At 68.8% G+C, this 16,871-nt stretch carries 13 protein-coding genes; 6 read left to right on the top strand and 7 right to left on the bottom strand.

Translation table 11 applies throughout. The annotated features are described in order from the left end of the window. Positions 1-39: 39 nt before the first annotated feature. From AC5P5W_RS12665 to AC5P5W_RS12655, 3 genes are all read left to right on the top strand, one after another. Positions 40-1,608, top strand: a complete 1,569-nt coding sequence (locus AC5P5W_RS12665) for a DNA recombination protein RmuC (protein ID WP_014648940.1) — start codon at positions 40-42, stop codon at positions 1,606-1,608. 61 nt (positions 1,609-1,669) lie between these two features. Continuing rightward, positions 1,670-2,059 (top strand): hypothetical protein, encoded by a 390-nt coding sequence (locus AC5P5W_RS12660; RefSeq protein WP_041863989.1) that lies wholly within the window; start codon positions 1,670-1,672, stop codon positions 2,057-2,059. 126 nt (positions 2,060-2,185) lie between these two features. Then, a complete protein-coding gene (locus AC5P5W_RS12655) occupies positions 2,186-2,731 on the top strand; it encodes a glutathione peroxidase (protein ID WP_014648938.1) in 546 nt (181 codons plus the stop codon). Positions 2,732-2,815: 84 nt separating this feature from the next. On the opposite strand, the gene AC5P5W_RS12650 is transcribed toward AC5P5W_RS12655, so the two are convergent. Genes AC5P5W_RS12650 through AC5P5W_RS12625 form a run of 6 tightly spaced genes read right to left on the bottom strand, consistent with a single transcriptional unit; the run spans position 2,816 to position 6,915 of the window. Further along, positions 2,816-3,826 (bottom strand): MlaA family lipoprotein, encoded by a 1,011-nt coding sequence (locus AC5P5W_RS12650; RefSeq protein ID WP_197574251.1) that lies wholly within the window; start codon positions 3,824-3,826, stop codon positions 2,816-2,818. 1 nt (position 3,827) lies between these two features. Beyond that, positions 3,828-4,139 carry an STAS domain-containing protein gene (locus AC5P5W_RS12645; protein WP_049442550.1) on the bottom strand — a complete coding sequence of 104 codons (312 nt, stop codon included), beginning with the start codon at positions 4,137-4,139 and terminating at the stop codon, positions 3,828-3,830. Next, positions 4,129-4,797: an MlaC/ttg2D family ABC transporter substrate-binding protein gene (locus tag AC5P5W_RS12640; RefSeq protein ID WP_014648935.1), complete on the bottom strand. Its 669-nt coding sequence runs from the start codon at positions 4,795-4,797 to the stop codon at positions 4,129-4,131. Before AC5P5W_RS12640 ends, AC5P5W_RS12645 begins: the two co-directional genes overlap by 11 nt. Further along, positions 4,794-5,318 carry an outer membrane lipid asymmetry maintenance protein MlaD gene (gene mlaD / locus AC5P5W_RS12635; RefSeq protein ID WP_014039020.1) on the bottom strand — a complete coding sequence of 175 codons (525 nt, stop codon included), beginning with the start codon at positions 5,316-5,318 and terminating at the stop codon, positions 4,794-4,796. The genes AC5P5W_RS12640 and mlaD overlap by 4 nt, the downstream gene beginning before the upstream one ends. Positions 5,319-5,377: 59 nt before the next feature. Next, positions 5,378-6,127: an MlaE family lipid ABC transporter permease subunit gene (locus tag AC5P5W_RS12630; RefSeq protein WP_005414955.1), complete on the bottom strand. Its 750-nt coding sequence runs from the start codon at positions 6,125-6,127 to the stop codon at positions 5,378-5,380. Next, a complete protein-coding gene (locus AC5P5W_RS12625) occupies positions 6,127-6,915 on the bottom strand; it encodes an ABC transporter ATP-binding protein (RefSeq protein WP_014648934.1) in 789 nt (262 codons plus the stop codon). Before AC5P5W_RS12625 ends, AC5P5W_RS12630 begins: the two co-directional genes overlap by 1 nt. Before the next feature lie 189 nt (positions 6,916-7,104). Between AC5P5W_RS12625 and recC the strand changes: the two genes are divergently transcribed. From recC to recD, 3 genes are read left to right on the top strand one after another with little or no spacing between them, the layout of a single operon-like run. Then, on the top strand, positions 7,105-10,449 hold the full coding sequence (recC, locus tag AC5P5W_RS12620; protein WP_197574249.1) for an exodeoxyribonuclease V subunit gamma: 3,345 nt from the start codon (positions 7,105-7,107) through the stop codon (positions 10,447-10,449). Then, on the top strand, positions 10,446-14,123 hold the full coding sequence (gene recB, locus AC5P5W_RS12615; protein ID WP_197574248.1) for an exodeoxyribonuclease V subunit beta: 3,678 nt from the start codon (positions 10,446-10,448) through the stop codon (positions 14,121-14,123). Before recC ends, recB begins: the two co-directional genes overlap by 4 nt. After that, positions 14,120-16,000, top strand: coding sequence for an exodeoxyribonuclease V subunit alpha (gene recD, locus AC5P5W_RS12610; protein ID WP_197574247.1), 1,881 nt, complete (start codon positions 14,120-14,122; stop codon positions 15,998-16,000). The genes recB and recD overlap by 4 nt, the downstream gene beginning before the upstream one ends. 384 nt (positions 16,001-16,384) lie before the next feature. Here recD and AC5P5W_RS12605 read toward each other — a convergent pair whose 3' ends face one another. Continuing rightward, a complete protein-coding gene (locus AC5P5W_RS12605; protein WP_111205875.1) occupies positions 16,385-16,783 on the bottom strand; it encodes a hypothetical protein in 399 nt (132 codons plus the stop codon). Positions 16,784-16,871 lie beyond the last annotated feature (88 nt).

Genomic DNA, 16,871 nt, shown 5'->3' with positions numbered 1-16,871 from the left:
GACCGACCCAGCCTAGCGCAGCGGGGCTAAACTGATCGCATGAATATCGAAGTCCTCATGATCCTGGCAGTGGTCCTGCTGCTGGCGACCCTGGTCGCGCTGGTGCTGCTGTGGCGTCGCAGTGCTGGCGGTGCACCCTCCGACGAACTGCAGCGGCTGCTGGACAGCGAACGCGAACAGCATCGCCTCGCCTTGGTCGATGCCGGCCAGCTGCGCGGCCGCCTCGATGCGCTGAGCGCTGAACTGGAGAACGAACGGAGCCGCAGCCAGCAGCACGCACAGGCCGTCACTACGCTGACCGCCCGGGTGGAGCGCGAAGCAGCGCTGTCGGCCAGTCGCGAAGCACAGCTGGCCGAACGTGAAGCGGCCCTGGCGCAGGCGCGCGCTGCCGTTGCGGAGACCAGCAGCGAGTTGCAGCAGGCGCAGCAGCGCTACCAGCAGTTGCACGGTGAACATGCCCGCGCGGTGGCCAATCTGCAGCACTCCGAACGGGCCAGTGCCGAACTGCGCAGCTATCTTGATACCGCCAAGGAAAAGCTGTCGGGCGCCTTCGCCGAACTGGCGGGCAAGGTGTTCGACGAACGCGGACAGCAGTTCGAGAAGAACGTGCGGCAGGCGACAGTGCAGTCACGCGCGGACATCGAGGGGCTGCTCAAGCCGTTCGCCGACAAGCTGGGCGATTTCCGCACCCGCGTCGATACGCTGTATGGCGAGGAAGCGCGGCAACGCGCCAGCCTGCTGGGTGCGGTGGGCGAACTGAAGACGCTCAACCAGGACATGGCGGCGCAGGCATCGGCGCTGACGAATGCGCTGAAGGGCAATGCCAAGGTCCGCGGCGACTGGGGCGAGCTGATGCTCGACAACGTACTGCGCGGATCGGGGCTGGAAGAGGGCGTGCACTACCAGCGTCAGAAGCATGCCGTGGATGACGAAGGTGCGCGCCTGCGACCGGACGTGGTGGTGCAGTTCCCCGACGAACGCAGCGTGGTGATCGACAGCAAGGTGAACCTGATCGCCTGGCAGGAAGCCATGAATGCCACTACCCCGGAGCAGTCGGAAGACGCGTTGCGCAGGCACGCGGTTGCGCTGCGCCAGCACGTTAAGGACCTGGGCGAGAAGAATTATCCGAAGGCGTTGGGCAGCGAGACGCTGGACATCACCATCGCCTTCGTTCCCATCGAGGGTGCCTTGTCAGCCGCACTGGGCGCCGATGGCAGCCTGCAGGCGTTCGCCTTCGACAACCGCGTGGTGTTCGCCTCGCCCAACACCCTGATGGCGCTGCTGCGCGTGGCCGAGCGCCTGTGGACGCGCGACAAGGTGCAGAAGCAGGCGCTGAAGATCAGCGAGGCCGGCGGTCTGGTGCTGGACGCCCTGACCGGGTTCCTGCAGGACTTCACCGCCATGGGCAAGAAGCTGGACGATGCCGGCAAGGCCTACGCCGATGCGCGCAATCGCCTGATCGATTCGCCGCAGTCGGCCATCAGCCGCGCGCGTCGGCTTGCCGAACTGGGCAGCAAGGCCAAGCGCGCGCTGCCACCGGAGCTGACCCCGGACCCGATGCAGCAGCTGGGCGCGCCGGAGGACGACGAGGACGGCAATGCGGGTTGACACGTCCCGTGCACCTGCGCCTGGCTATGCTGGGCACCCTGAGTCCGTGGCGGGTATCGACATGCGCTTGCGCTCCTGTGCCGTTCTTGTCCTGGCTGCGTTGCTGGCTGCGTGCAGCAGCACGCCCCCGGTCGCCGACACGACTACGGCCGCTCCTGCGCCGGAAGCCAGCGAGGCCTACCGCGAAGCACGTGACGTCGACTGCCAGGCCGCTGGCGGCACGCTGCAGCGGCTCGGCCGCCTGCAGCGCGAGCAGTGCGTGATTCCCTATGCGGACGCCGGCAAGGCCTGCAGCCGCAAGAGCGACTGCACGGGCCAGTGCCTGGCCGGAGCCGAGGTGGCCGCCGGCAGTGCCGCCACCGGTACCTGCCAGCGTGATGTGCGCCAGAACTTCGGGTGCCGCCAGCGCATCGATGATGGCAAGGCGCAGGGCACGATCTGCGTGGACTGAATCCTGCCTGTAGAGCCGAGCCCAGGCTCGGCTGCCATACCATCAGCCGAGCATGGGCTCGGCTCTACAACAGCGCGCGCGGCGCTATGCTGGTGGGCCATTCCCCGCCGTAGCCGGAGCCCCCGCGTGAGCACCCCGATCCAGGACATTCCCCTCACCACCATCGACGGCCAGCCGTCCTCGCTTGCCGACTACCAGGGCAAGGTGCTGCTGCTGGTCAACGTCGCCTCCAAGTGCGGCCTGACCCCGCAGTACGAAGGCCTGCAGGCGCTGTATGCGGAAAAGCACGCGCAGGGCCTGGAAGTGCTGGGCTTCCCCGCCAACAACTTCCTTGGCCAGGAGCCAGGCAGCGAGGCCGAGATCCAGCAGTTCTGCCAGCTCACCTACGATGTCAGTTTCCCGATGTTCTCCAAGATCAGCGTGGCTGGCGAGGACACCCACCCGCTGTACCAGCAGCTGACCGCCGCGCAGCCGCAGTCGATCGGCGAAGGCCCGCTGCGTGAGCGCCTGGCCAGCAAGGAGATCCCGATCCATCCGGCACCGGCGGTGCTGTGGAACTTCGAGAAGTTCCTGGTCGGCCGTGATGGCAAGGTCGTCGCACGCTTTGCCCCGGACGTGGCCGCCGATGACGCGCGCCTGCGCGAGGCCATCGAGGCCGCGCTGGCGGCCTGAGCACGGCGTGCCAACCAGGGTTGGCACCCACCGGAAAAGAAAAACCCCGCCGAGGCGGGGTTTTTCATGCACCGTCGCGCGGCCTCAGTGGGTCCACTGCGGCATCGGCATCGCATCGACGGGGATCGGCGAATTGGCATCGTCATGGCCGCGGTCGCGCTTGCTGCGCAGATCGTTCTCGATCTGGTAGTTGCGGCGCTGCATCCAGGCATCGCGGACCAGGGCGTATTCGTCCACTGCGGTGTCGCGCAGATCGTCGATCGCCAGCAGCTGTGCGCGGGTGTCGACCAGCTGCAGGCCCTGCAGGCCGATGCGGATCTTGTCTTCCTCGACGCGCCGGATCGGCGACAACGGGATGTCACCGGCCAGGCCGAACACGTCGCGTACGGTACGCGGGCCGAAGAACGGCAGTTCCACGTAGCGCGAACGACGCCAGCCCCAGGCACCCAGGGTCTGGCCGAAGTCTTCATTGCGACGCGGCACCATCGCCTTGCTGGCTGGATCGAACAGGCCACCGATGCCCAGCGTGCTGTTCATCAGGAAGCGGCCGAGGCTGTCCCACGCATCGGCACCACGGCCCTGCAGCAACTGGTTGGTGATGGTCACCGGCGCACGCAGGTTGCTGAAGAAGTTGCTGACGCCGGTGCGCGCGAAGCGCGGCACCACATGGGTATAGGCGGTGGCCAGCGGGCGCGCCACGCCGCGGTCGACCGCATTGTTGAAGGTGTGCACCTTGCGGTTGAACGGTTCCCACGGATCGTAGGCCGCCGCGTTGCCGGTGTTGCCGGTACCACCATAGAGGGCGTCGAAATCATCGTCGCCGGCGGCGGCGGTGGACGCTGCGGCCTTCGGTGGGCTGGCCTCTGCGCCCTGCGGCGCAGCCGTCGGCGCTGAAGCGGTGGGCGCGGCAGAGTTGGCCACGGAGGCGACCGGAGCAGCGTCGACCCCGCCGGTATCGGCCGTTGCGGCCGGAGCAGCAGGGCCGGGCGCAACCACGGTGCTGGCGACCGGTGCATCGCTGCGCGCGGGCTTGCCGGCACAGGCGGTCAGGGCGGTGGCCAGGAGGATCAGGGGGAAAGTGCGTACGACGTTCATGTCAGCTCGCAGCAGAAGTAGCGTTGAAATCCAGGTTGGGCGACAGCCGGTAGGCTGCGCTCAGCTCGTTGAAGCCGGCGGGCGCGCCGGAAATGGCCAGCGCATGGCCCGCCTTGCGTGCACGGGCCGCCAGCTCGGCCAGCAGCGCCAGGCCGGCGCTGTCCACGCGCTCGACCTCACCCAGCTCCAGCCGCGCCAGCTTGGCCGGCAGGGCCTGCAGCTGCGGCCACAGTGCGATCACCGCGGCACGGTCAAGCACCCCGCGCAGGCGCAGGGTGTCGCCTTCCAGCAGCGCAAGTGCGTTACTTGCCATTGCCCGCGGGCCCGGCCTGCATGCTGCCGCTGTGCAGCTCGCTGGCCACCTGCTTGATGCCCTTCTGGCGCAGCGGGGTATCGAACTGGTTGCGGAAGGTCTGCACGTAGGAGATGCCTTCGATGTTGACGTCGAAGATCTTCCACTGGCCGTTCACGTTGCGCATCCAGTATTCGACCGGGGTCGGTTCGTTGCCGGCGCGCACCAGTTCGGTGCTCACGCGCACACCACGGTTGCCCGGCAGCGGGCTTTCACCCTTCAGGCGGAAGCTCGGCTTGCCCTGGATGTTGAGCAGGGTCGAACCGTAGCGCTGCATCAGGCTGTCGGCCATGGCATCGGCGAACAGCTTGATGTCGGCATCCGAGGCGCCGCGGGCATGCGGGCCCAGCACCAGGCGCGCGGCATAGTCGCGATCGAAGGTGCGGTTCAGTTCGCTGTCGATGTAGCTGCGCAGGCTGGCCGGGTTGCTGCTGAACTCGCTGCGGCGCTGCTGCAGGGTGGTGAGGATGCGCGTGCTGGCATCGATCACCACCTTGCCGGCCTGGCCCTGCGCCGCGGCAGCGGCGGGGGCGGGAGCGGTGGCCTGGGCCTGGGCGAGGAATGGAGTAGCCGCCAGCAGCGCCGAGGCGAGCAGGGCCGGGATCAGTTTCATCTTCATGGTTGCGGTTCCGTTGCAGGCGCCTGCGCGCCATCGTTGGGCTTCTGGCCTGCGCCACCACCGGCGCCGCCACTGAACATGTACTTGCCGACCAGCTGGATCAGGTCCACCGCCGGCTGGGTGAAGACGATCTCGTCACCGGCCTTGAGCACGTCCGGGTCACCGCCCGGCTGCAGACCGATATAGCTCTCGCCGAGCAAACCACTGGTGAAGATGCCGGCCGAGGTGTCCGCCGGCAGGTCCTTGACCTTGCTGTCCATGCGCAGGGTCACGATGGATTCGAACTTCACCGGATCCAGGTCGATCGAGGCGACCTGGCCGACGGTGACGCCGCCGATCTTCACCGGCGCCTGCTTGCGCAGCTGGCCGACCTGGGAGAAGCGCGCCTTCAGCTCGTAGCCCTGGCTGCCCCAGCTCCAGCGCTGGTTGGTCGAGGCCACGGCCAGCACCATCAGCGAGGCCAGGGCCAGCAGCAGGAAGGCGCCGACGGAGAATTCGAGTCTGGGACCGCGGATGGCCATGTGGATTACCTGATCGAGTCGTGGTGGCCGCGCGCGCCTGCGCACCGCCTGTGGAGGGGTTAGGTGAACAACATTGCCGACAGCACGAAGTTGAACATCAGTACCAGCAGCGAGGCGTTGACCACCGCACGGGTGGTCGCCACCGAGGTGCCCTCGATGGTCGGCTCGGCGTGGAAACCAACGTAGGCGGCGACCAGCGCGGCGGTGCCGCCGAAGATCGCCGACTTCAGCATCGCCACGCCGAAGTCATCCCAGAAATCGACGCTGTTGCGCAGCGCCGACCAGAACACGCCATTGTCCAGGCCCAGCACGTGTACCGCTTCGAAGTAGCTGGCACTGATCGCCAGCGAACAGAAGATGCCGGTCAGCAGGGGCACGGTCAGCACCGCCGCCCAGAAGCGCGGCGCCACGGCCTTGGCCACCGGGTCGATCGCCATCAGCTCCAGTGCCTTGATCTGGTCGGTGGCGCGCATCAGGCCCAGTTCGGCGGCGATCGAGCTGCCGGCGCGGCCGATGAACAGCAGCGCGGTCAGCACCGGTGCCAGTTCGCGGTACAGCGACAGGCCGAGCAGGGTCGACAGCGCGTCGGCCGCACCGAAGGTGGTCAGCGTGCGGTAGCCCTGCAGCGTCAGCACCAGGCCGACGAAGGCGCCACCGACGGCGATGATCGGCAGCGAGCGCGCGCCGATCTTGTAGATCTCGCGGGTCAGCTCGGCCAGGAAATCACGGGTCGGCAGCGAACCACGCAGCACGGTCAGCGAGAACAGGCCGGCGCGGCCGAGCGAGCGGGTGGCTTGGACGAACGGCATCAGGCGACCCTCGCGCGCGGTGCGGCATCGAACGGGATGGGGCCGTCAGGCTGGCCGTGCAGGAACTGCCGCAGCAACGGGTCCTGGCTGGACTGCAGCGCCTCGGGCGTGCCCTGGAACACGATGCCGCCATTGGCGATGGCGATCACCTGGTCGCAGATCGGCAAAGTCTCGTGCACGTGGTGGCTGACGATGATGCTGGTCAGGCCCAGGCTGTGGTTGAGGCGCTGGATCAGGCTCATGATCACGCCAGAGGCGATCGGGTCCAGCCCGGTCAGTGGCTCGTCGTAGATCATCAGCGGCGGGTCCAGCGCCAGCGCGCGGGCCAGCGCGACGCGGCGCGCCATGCCACCGGACAGCTCGCGTGGCCAGGCATCGGCAGCGGCCAGCAGGCCCACCGCATGCAGCTTCATTTCCACAAGGCGGCGCAGCACGGCGGTCGGCAGGCGGGTATGCGTGCGCAGCGGCAGCGCGACGTTTTCGGCCACAGTGAGGTCGGTCAGCAGGCCGTTGCCCTGCAGCAGTACCCCCACACTCTTGCGCATTTCCAGCAGCGCGCCGCTGTCCTGCGGAATCGGCTTGCCGAACAGGGTGACCTCGCCAGCCACCGGGCGCAGTTCGCCGGTCAGTGCCGCCAGCAGGGTCGACTTGCCGCTGCCGGACGGACCCAGCACGGCCGTGATGCTGCCTTTGGGCACCTGCAGCGACACGTCGCGCAGGATCGTGCGCCCGCTCCGGTCGATGCGGACGTTGGATAACTGCACCAGACTGGAGGTGGAAGCCGACATGGGCACCATTAACGTTTTTTAGACATCGAAGGATCGGGCCCGTCGGCTGAACATAAGCAGACTGGACGGTCCAGTATTGTGGCACGGCAAGATCCCTGCCAGGCCGGGATAATCGGCCGGCAGCCCGGAACAATCCGTACCGGCGATGGGCCGGCCATTGAATACTGCCTGCCGTGCTGCACACTGTGCATGATGAGTGACCCGGGCAGCGATTTCCGCCTCTACCATTCCAACTCCCTGGACGTGCTGGCCGCGCTGCTGGCGCGCAACGTGCGTGCGCCGGTTGCGGGTCAGCCGCTGCTGGCGCCGGAGGTGGTGCTGATTCCGCAGGTGGCGATGCGGCGTTGGCTGCAAGCAACACTCGCTGCCGAATATGGCGTGGCCGCCAATCTTGAGTTCCTGACCCCGGGCGAGTTCGTTGCCCGTGCACTCAACGCCAATGTGCCCGGCGAACGCGACGACCTGGACGCGGCCGGCCTGCACTGGAAGGTGTACCAGGCACTGCGCGACCCGGCGTTGCTGGCGCAGCCACCGATGCGCGCGCTGCAGTCCTATCTTGCCGGTAGCGATGCATTGAAGCCGTGGGCGTTGGCCGGTGAACTGGCGTCGGTGTTCGAGAAGTACCAGGCCTGGCGCCGCGACTGGCTGCTGCGCTGGGAGGCCGGCGCCGACCCGGCCGACCCGCAGGCCATCCTCTGGCGCAGCATCGCCGCTGGCCACGACTACCGCGCGCGCCGCATCCAGGCTTACCTGGACCGCTTCGAGGGCGCCGGCCAGCCGTTGCCGCAGGGCCTGCCACCACGCATGTCCGCGTTCGCGACGCTCAACATCTCGCCCGATGTGCTGCGGGTGATGGCCACCCAGGCGCGGGTGGGCGAGCTGCACTTCTATATGCCCACGCCGGTGCAGTCGTACTGGGGTGACCTGCAGACGCTGGCCGAGCGCCTGCGCAGCGGCGCGCCCGATCCCTTCGGTGAAGCGGCCGGTGAGAACCGCCTGCTGGAAGCCTGGGGCGCGGCCGGGCGCGATTTCATGGCGGTGCTGGGCAGTTACGAGGTGGTGCACCCGGCCGGCGAGATTGCCGCGTATTCGGATCCGGAGGACGACACCCGGCCGACGCTGGCCGAAGGTGGACTGTCCGACAGCCTGCTGCATCGCCTGCAGCGCGATCTGTTCCACCGCCGTGCGCTGCCCTCGGGCGAGCTGCGCGACGGGCTGCGCAGCGACGATCCCAGCCTGCAGGTGCATGCCTGCCATACCCGCCTGCGCGAACTGCAGGTGCTGCACGACCAGCTGCGCAGCCTGCTGCAGGACCCGCGCTTCGACCCGCCGCTGCAGGCGCGGGAGATCGCCGTGCTTGCACCGGACATCGACCCCTATGTGCCGTATCTGGAAGCAGTGTTCGGCGGCCGTGGGGGCGAGGACGAGCACATTCCCTATGCGCTGGCCGACAGCAGTCCGCTCGCCGGCGAGCCACTGGCCGACGTGTTCGTGCACCTGCTGGGCCTGCCGGTCTCGCGTTTCGGCCTGAACGAAGTGCTGGACCTGCTGGCCAGCGCGCCGCTGGCCGAAGCGGCCGGGCTGGAGGCGGTGGACTTTGATCGCCTGCATGGCTGGCTGCAGCAGGCTGGCGCGCGCTGGGGCCTGGATGCGAAGCACCGCAACCAGCACCAGGCCCCGGCCGACGACGCCTACACCTGGCAGTTCGCGCTGGATCGCCTGGTGCTCGGTCATGCCACCGGCAGCGAGGCCGACCTGGCCGGTGTTGCCCCGTGGATCGAGCTGGAGGGCGGCGCATTGGAAGCCCTGGACCGGCTGCTGCGCCTGTTGCGCGTGTTGGCGGTCTACCAGCGCCGCCTCGGCGAACTGCTGACGCCGGCGCAGTGGCGGCAACGCCTGCTGTCGCTGCTGGACGCGCTGCTGCCGACTGCGCCCAGTTCGCCCAACAGCCAGCGTGCCCTGGAGCGCCTGCGCAAGCTGCTCAACCAGTTCGCCGATGATGCCGCCAAGGCCGGCTTCACGGACGGGGTGCCGCCGGAGGTCGTGCGCGCGCACTTCGCCGGAGCACTGGGCGAGGCCGATACGCGCGCGCCGCTGCTGACCGGTGGCATCAGCTTTGGCCGCATGGTGCCGATGCGCCTGCTGCCGTTCCGGGTGATCTGCGTGCTCGGTCTCAATGATGGCGATTTCCCGCGCCGTGACCCGGCTGCCGGTCTCAACCAGCTTACTGCCGAGCTGGACACGCCGCGCCGCCGGCCCGGCGACCGCTCCACCCGCGAAGACGACCGCTTCCTGTTCCTGCAGCTGTTCGCCGCCGCGCAGGAGGTGTTCTACCTGAGCTACCTCGGTGCCGATCCGCGCGATGGCAGCGCGCGTGAGCCGTCGGTGCTGGTCAGTGAACTGATCGATGCCGCCGCTGCGTATCACCTCGATCCGCCTGCGGCGGTCCGCGACTTCACCGTGCGCCACGCACTGCAGCCGTTCTCTCCGGCGGCGTTCGGTGACGGTGATCCACGCCGCTTCAGCTATCGCCGCCAATGGCATCCGGCCGCCGGTCGCCTCACCGGCGCGCGCGGAGGCCTGCAGCCGTGGTTCGATGCCGCGTTGCCGCCGCTCGACGATGCGGTGGAAGACGACGTTGCACTCGATACCCTGCGCCGCTTCCTGTGCGATCCGGCCGGGCAGTTCCTGGCGCAGTCGCTGGGCCTGCGCCTGGCCGACGATGTCGAGGAGGTCGATGACCTGGAACCGCTGGTGCTGTCCTCGCGCGGGCCGGAAAAGCGCAGCGTGCAGGCGGCGGTGGTACGCGCCACGCTCAGTGGCGATACCGAGCCGTTGTATCCGCGGCTGCGCGCGCGTGGCCTGCTGCCGTCGGGCCCCCTGGGTGAGCGCCAGTTCGAGGTGGAGCAGTTGAAGACCCGCCCGTATGCCAGTGCATTGCTGGGCTGGATGCGGGGCGAGCCGCTGGAAAGCCGCCGCTATGAAGTGGAGATCGATGGCGTGCGCCTGCATGGCCGTGTGGCCGATCGACACCCCGACGGGCTGGTGCGCCTGCGCGCTGGCACCCTCAATGGCACTGCGGTGATCCGCCAGGGCCTGGATTGGCTGCTGGCCAACGCTGCCGGCGATGCCCTGCCGCTGGTGCAGTTCCATGATGGCGGCGACGCCGGTCCCGGCCCGCATGTACTGCCGGCACTGAGCGCTCCTGCTGCACGCGCGGCATTGCGCGCATTGCTGCAGTTGCGCCAACGCGGACTGCGTGAACCGCTGCGCTTTGCCCCCTACACCGGCTGGGTGCTGTACAACGCGCCGGCCGAAAAGCAGCGCAGCGAAGGCTGGAAGCAGTGGCACGGCAGCGACCGCAGTTGGGGTGAATCCAGCAGCGACGCCTGGCAGCTGCTGCTGCGCGGTGCCGATCCATTTGCCACCGACGCCGGCTATGCCGATCTGCTGCGCAACAGCCAGGTGGTCTTCAGCGCGGTGCGCGAAGGCCGCACCCTTGGCGCCGATGCACGCCAGGAGGGCAGCACATGAGCACCGCCATCGTCGATGAGGACTCCCAGCGCATGGCGGGCGATCCCTATCTGGCCCTGCCGCTGGATGGTATCCGCCTGATCGAGGCCAGCGCCGGTACCGGCAAGACCTTCACCCTGGCCACGCTGTTCACCCGCCTGGTGGTGGAGCAGGGCCTGCGCATCGGCCAGATCCTGGCGGTGACCTTCACCGATGCCGCCACCCAGGAACTGCGCAAGCGCATCCGCGAGCGCCTGTCGCTGGCCGCGCGCCTGGTCGATCTGGAACCGCCCGAGGGCGAAGCACCGGACACGAGGCTGACCCGCCAGGTGCTGCAGCGCCATCTGCAGGGGGGCACCGAGAGCGCCGCCGCACTGAAGCGCCGCCTGCAGGTGGCCGCCGATGAGATCGACCTGGCGTCGATCTTCACCATCCACGGCTTCTGCACCCGCGTGCTGCGCGAGCATGCGCTGGAGAGCGGCCATACCTTCGATCCGCCGGAACTACTGGCCAGCGACCGTGAGCTGTTGGAGGAACTGGCGGCCGATCTGTGGCGGGTGCACGCCAACGACGCGGCCGCGCTGGAGCCGCTGACCTGGCTGTGGTCCAACCCTGACGCGCTGGCCACCGATCTGCGCGCGTTGCTGGCTGCGCCGCCTCTGCACCCGTTGCCGCGGCCGGTGGCGCTGGCCGATCCACAGCCGGCTTTGCAGGCCGCCGCCACCGAACTGCAGCAGGCGCTGCGCGGGCATGGCGAGCAGTTCTTCATCGACCTCTGCGATGCCGTCGACAACAAGTGGATCAACGGGGTGTCCTACAAGCTGGGTTGGCTGCACACGCTGGGCCGGCAGCTGCTGGCCTGGGCCGAGCGGGGCGACCCGCGCGAGCTGCTGGCCAGCGAGCGCCTGCCGGCACTGCTGCCGGAGGTGCTGGCCGACAAGACCAACAAGAAGTTCCCCGACCGCACGCCGTCGTCGCCAGTGCAGGTGCCGTTGGCGCGCTATGTCGCGCTGCTGGCCGAACGCGATGCCTGGCTGCGTGGTACCGCGCTGAATTTCCTGCACGCGCTTCGCGCCGAAGCCATGCAGCGCCTGCAGGCGCTGAAGCGCACGCGCCGGGTGCAGACCTATGACGATCTGATCGATGGCGTGGCACTGGCCCTGGAAGGCCCGCAGCGGCTGCCGCTGGTAAGGCAGCTGCGCGCGCAGTACCGCATTGCGCTGGTCGATGAGTTCCAGGACACCGATGATCGCCAGTGGAACATCTTCCACACCGTGTTCGGCAATTCGCCGGAGGTGCGCGAACTCGGCCTGGCACCGGCGCTGTTCCTGATCGGCGATCCCAAGCAGGCGATCTACGGGTTCCGCGGCGGCGACATCCACACCTACCTGAAGGCCAAGCAGGTGGCGCAGCAGGCGCCGGTGCTGGACCAGAACTTCCGCTCGCGACCGTCAGTGCTGCGCGCGTTGCAGGCGCTGTACGACAACGGGGGTGAGGACGCCTTCCTCGAGCGTGACATCCAGTTCGAGCCGGTGCGTCCCGGTGGCGTGCGCACCGATGAGGACTATCTGCACGACGGCCACGCCGCCAAGGCACTCACCCTGCGCGTGCTGCGCAGCGGGGGTGACAAGGCGATGAGTGCCGATGCCTCGCGTGAGGCAGCGACCCAGGCCTGCGTCGCTGCGATCCACCAAGCCCTGGTCGAGGCGCGTGCGGGCAAAGCGGTGTTGCGTGGGCGCCCGGTGCAGCCTGGTGATATCGCGGTGCTGGTGCGCTCGCATCGCGAGGCGACGCTGGTGCAGCGCGCGCTGGCTGCGGTTGGCATACCCGCAGTGGCGGCGGGCAAGCAGAGCCTGTTCGCCACCAGTGAGGCACGTGATCTGCGCGCGCTGCTGCTGGCGCTGCTGCAACCGGCAGACGAAGGCCGCCTGCGTGCAGCGCTGGCCACGGTGTTGCTGGGCCAGCGGGCCAGTGCGATCGCGGCGATGGAGCGCGAGGGCGACCTGCAGCGCGGGTTCCAGGCGCAGCTGCTGCACTGGCGCGAGCGCTGGCAGCGCGGTGGTCCGTTCGCGGTGATCGCCGATGTCTGTGCCGCGCACGGCGAACGCCTGCTGGCGCTGATCGACGGCGAGCGCCGCCTGACCAACTACCTGCAGCTGGGCGAACTGCTGCAGGAAGCCTCGGCGCAGGCGCTGGGCATGCATGGCCTGCTGGACTGGCTGCAGGGGCAGATGGCCAGCGCCGACCAGGATGACGAGCAGCAGTTGCTGCGCCTGGAATCGGATGCACGCCGCGTGCAGATCATCACCCTGCACAAGAGCAAGGGCCTGGAGTATCCGCTGGTGTTCCTGCCCTTCGTCGGCATCGACGGCGGCGCACCGAACACCGCCTCGCACTGCACCGTGCACGTCGATGGCCAGCGCCAGCTGCACTGGAAGCTGGACAGGGACGAGGCCTGGGAAGCGGCCAGCACACAGCGCGAGCGTGAGCAGCGGGCCGAGGATGCGCGCCTGCTGTATGTGGGACTGACCCGCGCCGAGCATGCGCTGTGGATCGCCGTGGGTGATCTGGCCGGGCTTGGCAAGACGCGCCTGGCGCCGCTGCTGGGCGACCTGCAGGCGCTGCGCGCGCACGCCGACGTGCACATCGATGACAGTGAGACAGTGGCCGCGCTGCCGCAGCTGGCGGCCGAAGTGGAAGGGGATCTTCCGGCAGTGCGTGCACTGACCCGGCGCGTGCCGCACGACTGGTGGGTATACAGCTTCACCCAGCTGGCGCATGCCGACGCGGGCGCTGGCAGTGATATTGAAGCCGCCGCCACCGAGCTGCCGGCGCCCGCCGCCGACGAACCCGCGGGCCCGGAACTGCCGCTGGAGCCCGCGCTGCCGGAACCCGCCGCCGTCGAAGACAGCCCGCCGGTCGACCCGCGCTTCATGGGCAGCCGCTTCGGCAACGTGCTGCACGAGGCGATGGAGAACGTCGACTTCGCTGCGTGGGGGGGCTGGCAGCCGGGCCTGGAAGCGCCCAAGGGCCAGGCCGAGGTGCTGCGCAAGGCGCTGCACGATGAAGGCTATGCCGACGTCGACCTGGACGATGGCGTGGCGGTGCTGGTGCCGTTGGTCGGCCACACGCTCACCGTGCCACTGCCCGAGGGCGGTGCGCTGCACAGCCTGGGCGAAGGCGAGCGGCGCGCGGAAATCGACTTCCATTTCGCCATCGAACCGACCACGGTACCGGCGCTGTTGCAGCTGCTGCATGCACATGGGGTTTCCAGTGCGCGTCGCGGCTTCGGCCAGCGCCGCCGCCTGGAAGGGCTGATGACCGGCATGATCGACCTGACCTACGTGCGCGACGGGCGCTGGTACGTGCTCGACTACAAATCCAACCGGCTGCCCGGCTACAGTCCGGACCTGCTGGCCATTGCCATGCGCCACAGCGAGTACGACCTGCAGGCGCTGATCTATACCGTGGCCCTGCATCGCTGGCTGCGCTTCCGTCTGGGCGCGGCCTACGATTACGAGCGCGACATGGGGGGCATCCGCTACCTGTTCTGCCGCGGCCTGGATGCTGCCGGCAACGGCGTGCATGTGGACCGCTTCCCGTTCGCGCTGGTGGATGCACTCGACGCACTGTTCGCAGGTGGCGAACAGGCCCAGGCCGAACTGGCCGCACGTGCCCGTGGGGCCAGCGCATGAGCCTGCTGAAGGAACTGCACCAGAAGGGCCTGCTGCGCACCCTCGATCACGCGTTAGCGACCAGCCTGCAGCGGTTGCGCGGCGACACGCCGGACAGTGTGGCGTTGGCGGCCGCGCTCGCCTCGCTGGCGGTGTCGCAGGGCCACGCCGGGTTTGATCCGGCACAGCCGCAGCGGTTGCTGGACGGCGTGCCCGAGTGGCCTGCCGCGCAGGACTGGCTGGCGCAGCTGCGCGCATCGCCCTGGGTAGCGACGCCGGAGCAGGCCGATGCCATCGCCGAGGATGCGCCGCTGGTGCTGGAGAACGGCCTGCTCTACCTGCGCCGCTATCGCGAGTACGAGCGGCAGTTGGCGGCCGGGCTGCAGCGCATCGGCCGGCATCCGCTGCCGGCACCGGACATGGCCGCGCTGGCACCGTTGTTCGCGCAGCTGTTCCCGCAGGCACTGGGCAGCGAGGATCACCAGGCACGCGCCGCCGGCGTGACCCTGCGCCATCCGCTGGCGCTGGTCACCGGCGGGCCCGGCACCGGCAAGACCACCACCATCGCGCGGCTGTTGCTGCTGCTGGCCGCACAGGCCCGGCACGCTGGCCAGCCGCTGCCCGAGGTGGCGCTGGCCGCGCCCACCGGGCGCGCCGCCGAACGCATGGCCGAGAGCCTGCGGCTGGCCGTGCAGCGCCTGCAGGAGCACGGCGTGGACCCGGCGCTGTGCGCGGCACTGCCCAGTTCCGGCACCACCCTGCATCGCCTGCTCGGCGTGATCCCGGATTCGCCGCGCTTCCGCCACCACGCCGACAATCCGCTGCCGGTGGACGTGGTGGTGGTCGACGAAGCCTCGATGATCGATCTGCCGATGATGGCCAAGCTGGTCGATGCGATCGCCAGCGGCACGCGGCTGATCCTGCTCGGCGATCCCGACCAGCTGCCGTCGGTGGAGGCCGGCGACGTACTCAGTGCGATCCTGCGTGCCAGCGGTGATGGCATCGGCACCCGCGCCGATGACGCGCAGGCGCTGCGTGGATTGCTGGCGCCGTCCACGCTGCAGCCCCAGGCCGAACCGAACACCTTCGCCGGCCGCCGCGTGCAGCTGCAACGAGGGTACCGGCAGAGCGATGCACTGGTGCTGGCCCCGTTGGCAGATGCCGTGCGCGAGGGTGACGCCGTCGCCGCTTTGCAGCTGCTGCGCGGCGGTGAACTGGCAGGCGTGCATTTCAATGAAGGTGAGGCAGACCCGCTGCGCGGCCAGCGCGAGCACCTGCTGGGCCATTGGCGTGCGTTGGCCGACGCCGCCGATCCGGTGCTTGCCCTGCAGCAGGCCGGGCGACTGCGCGTGCTGACCGCGCTGCGCGAAGGCCCGCAGGGCGCGCGCGGGCTCAACAGCCGCATCGAACAGCTGCTGGCCGGCAACACCCCGGGCTACTTCCAGGGCCGCCTGCTCCTGGTCACCGAGAACAGCTACCGGCACCGCCTGTTCAACGGCGATATCGGCATCTGCCTGCGCGACCGCAGCGGCGCGATGGTGGCCTGGTTCCCCGGCGACACCGTCGAGCAGCCGCGCGCCTTCCACCCGGCGGCACTGCCCGCGCACGAAAGCGCCTTTGCGATGACCGTGCACAAGGCACAGGGCTCGGAGTTCGATGAAGTGTGGTTGCAGCTGCCACGCCAGGACAGCCGTGTGCTGTCGCGCGAACTGGTCTACACCGGCCTCACCCGCGCCCGCCAGGTGCTGCATGTGGCGGGCAGCGCAGAGGTGCTGCAGGCCGCATTGAAACGCCACGCCAGCCGGTTGGGTGGCCTGGCCTGGCGGCTGGGTGCGGAAGCGGTGGCCGAAGCACCGGCGCGCCTCGAACAGCCCACGGTGCAGGGCCAGTTGTTCTGAATCGGGGTCGGATCCCGTTCCCACCGGGAACGGGCTCTGACCCCTTCACCTGATCGCCAGGCAAAAGCAGTCGAGCATGGCTCGACTCTACAAAAGCGTACTTCGATCATTCCGACGTTCATCCACGCATGGCGTGGATCTACCGTGTCGACCAAGGTCGACACCCACCAGAGCAGAACGCCGTGCCGACAGATCACAGGAAACTGTCGAAGGCGGGGTGGGTCCGGTTGAGGGGGTGTGAGCGGCATGGATGCCGCGACCAAGCCCCCATGGATGGGTTTACGGCGTCCCCCTCAACCGGACCCACCCCGCCATCCCAAGGAATACCCGCTTTTGACGTTGACGTTGCCTTGGCAGGTGCAGGGCGCAGCCCTGCCGCCGCACCTATTCCGCGATCAGCACCAGCCCATCCGGGAACACGATCGCCGCTTCATCGGCACTCACGTCGAAGAAGCCCACGCCGTGCTTTTCGGCCAGGTCCTGCACGCGTCCATGCGCACGCTCGGCCACCGAATAGGCAAACGCACCGTAGATCACCTGCTGGCCGATGCTGTACTCGGTCACCTCGGCGCGGTCGTCATCGTCGTTGCTCAATGGGCCGTTCAACGGCGGGAAGTCCTGCGCCATCTCCGCGAACCACGCCTGCAGCGCCGGGCTGCTGACCGCCGGGTCGTCATACTCGTGGCGCTCGTTCCACTGCGTCTGCTTCTCGAACCAGGCGATGAAGGCTGCCGCCTCGCGTGGCGCGGCGCTGGCCTCGAACACCATCATGTCGTAACTCATTGGAGCTTCCTGTGCAGAGCAGGGGTCAGCGCCTTCGCCGGCGGCGAAGGATCCGACCCCGGCAACGGGGGCTGTGGACGCACAGGGT

The organism is Stenotrophomonas sp. YJH_SMC_123 (assembly GCF_059368215.1).
The sequence above is the reverse complement of the archived record's forward strand: the minus strand, read 5'-3'. Positions and strand labels throughout refer to the sequence as shown.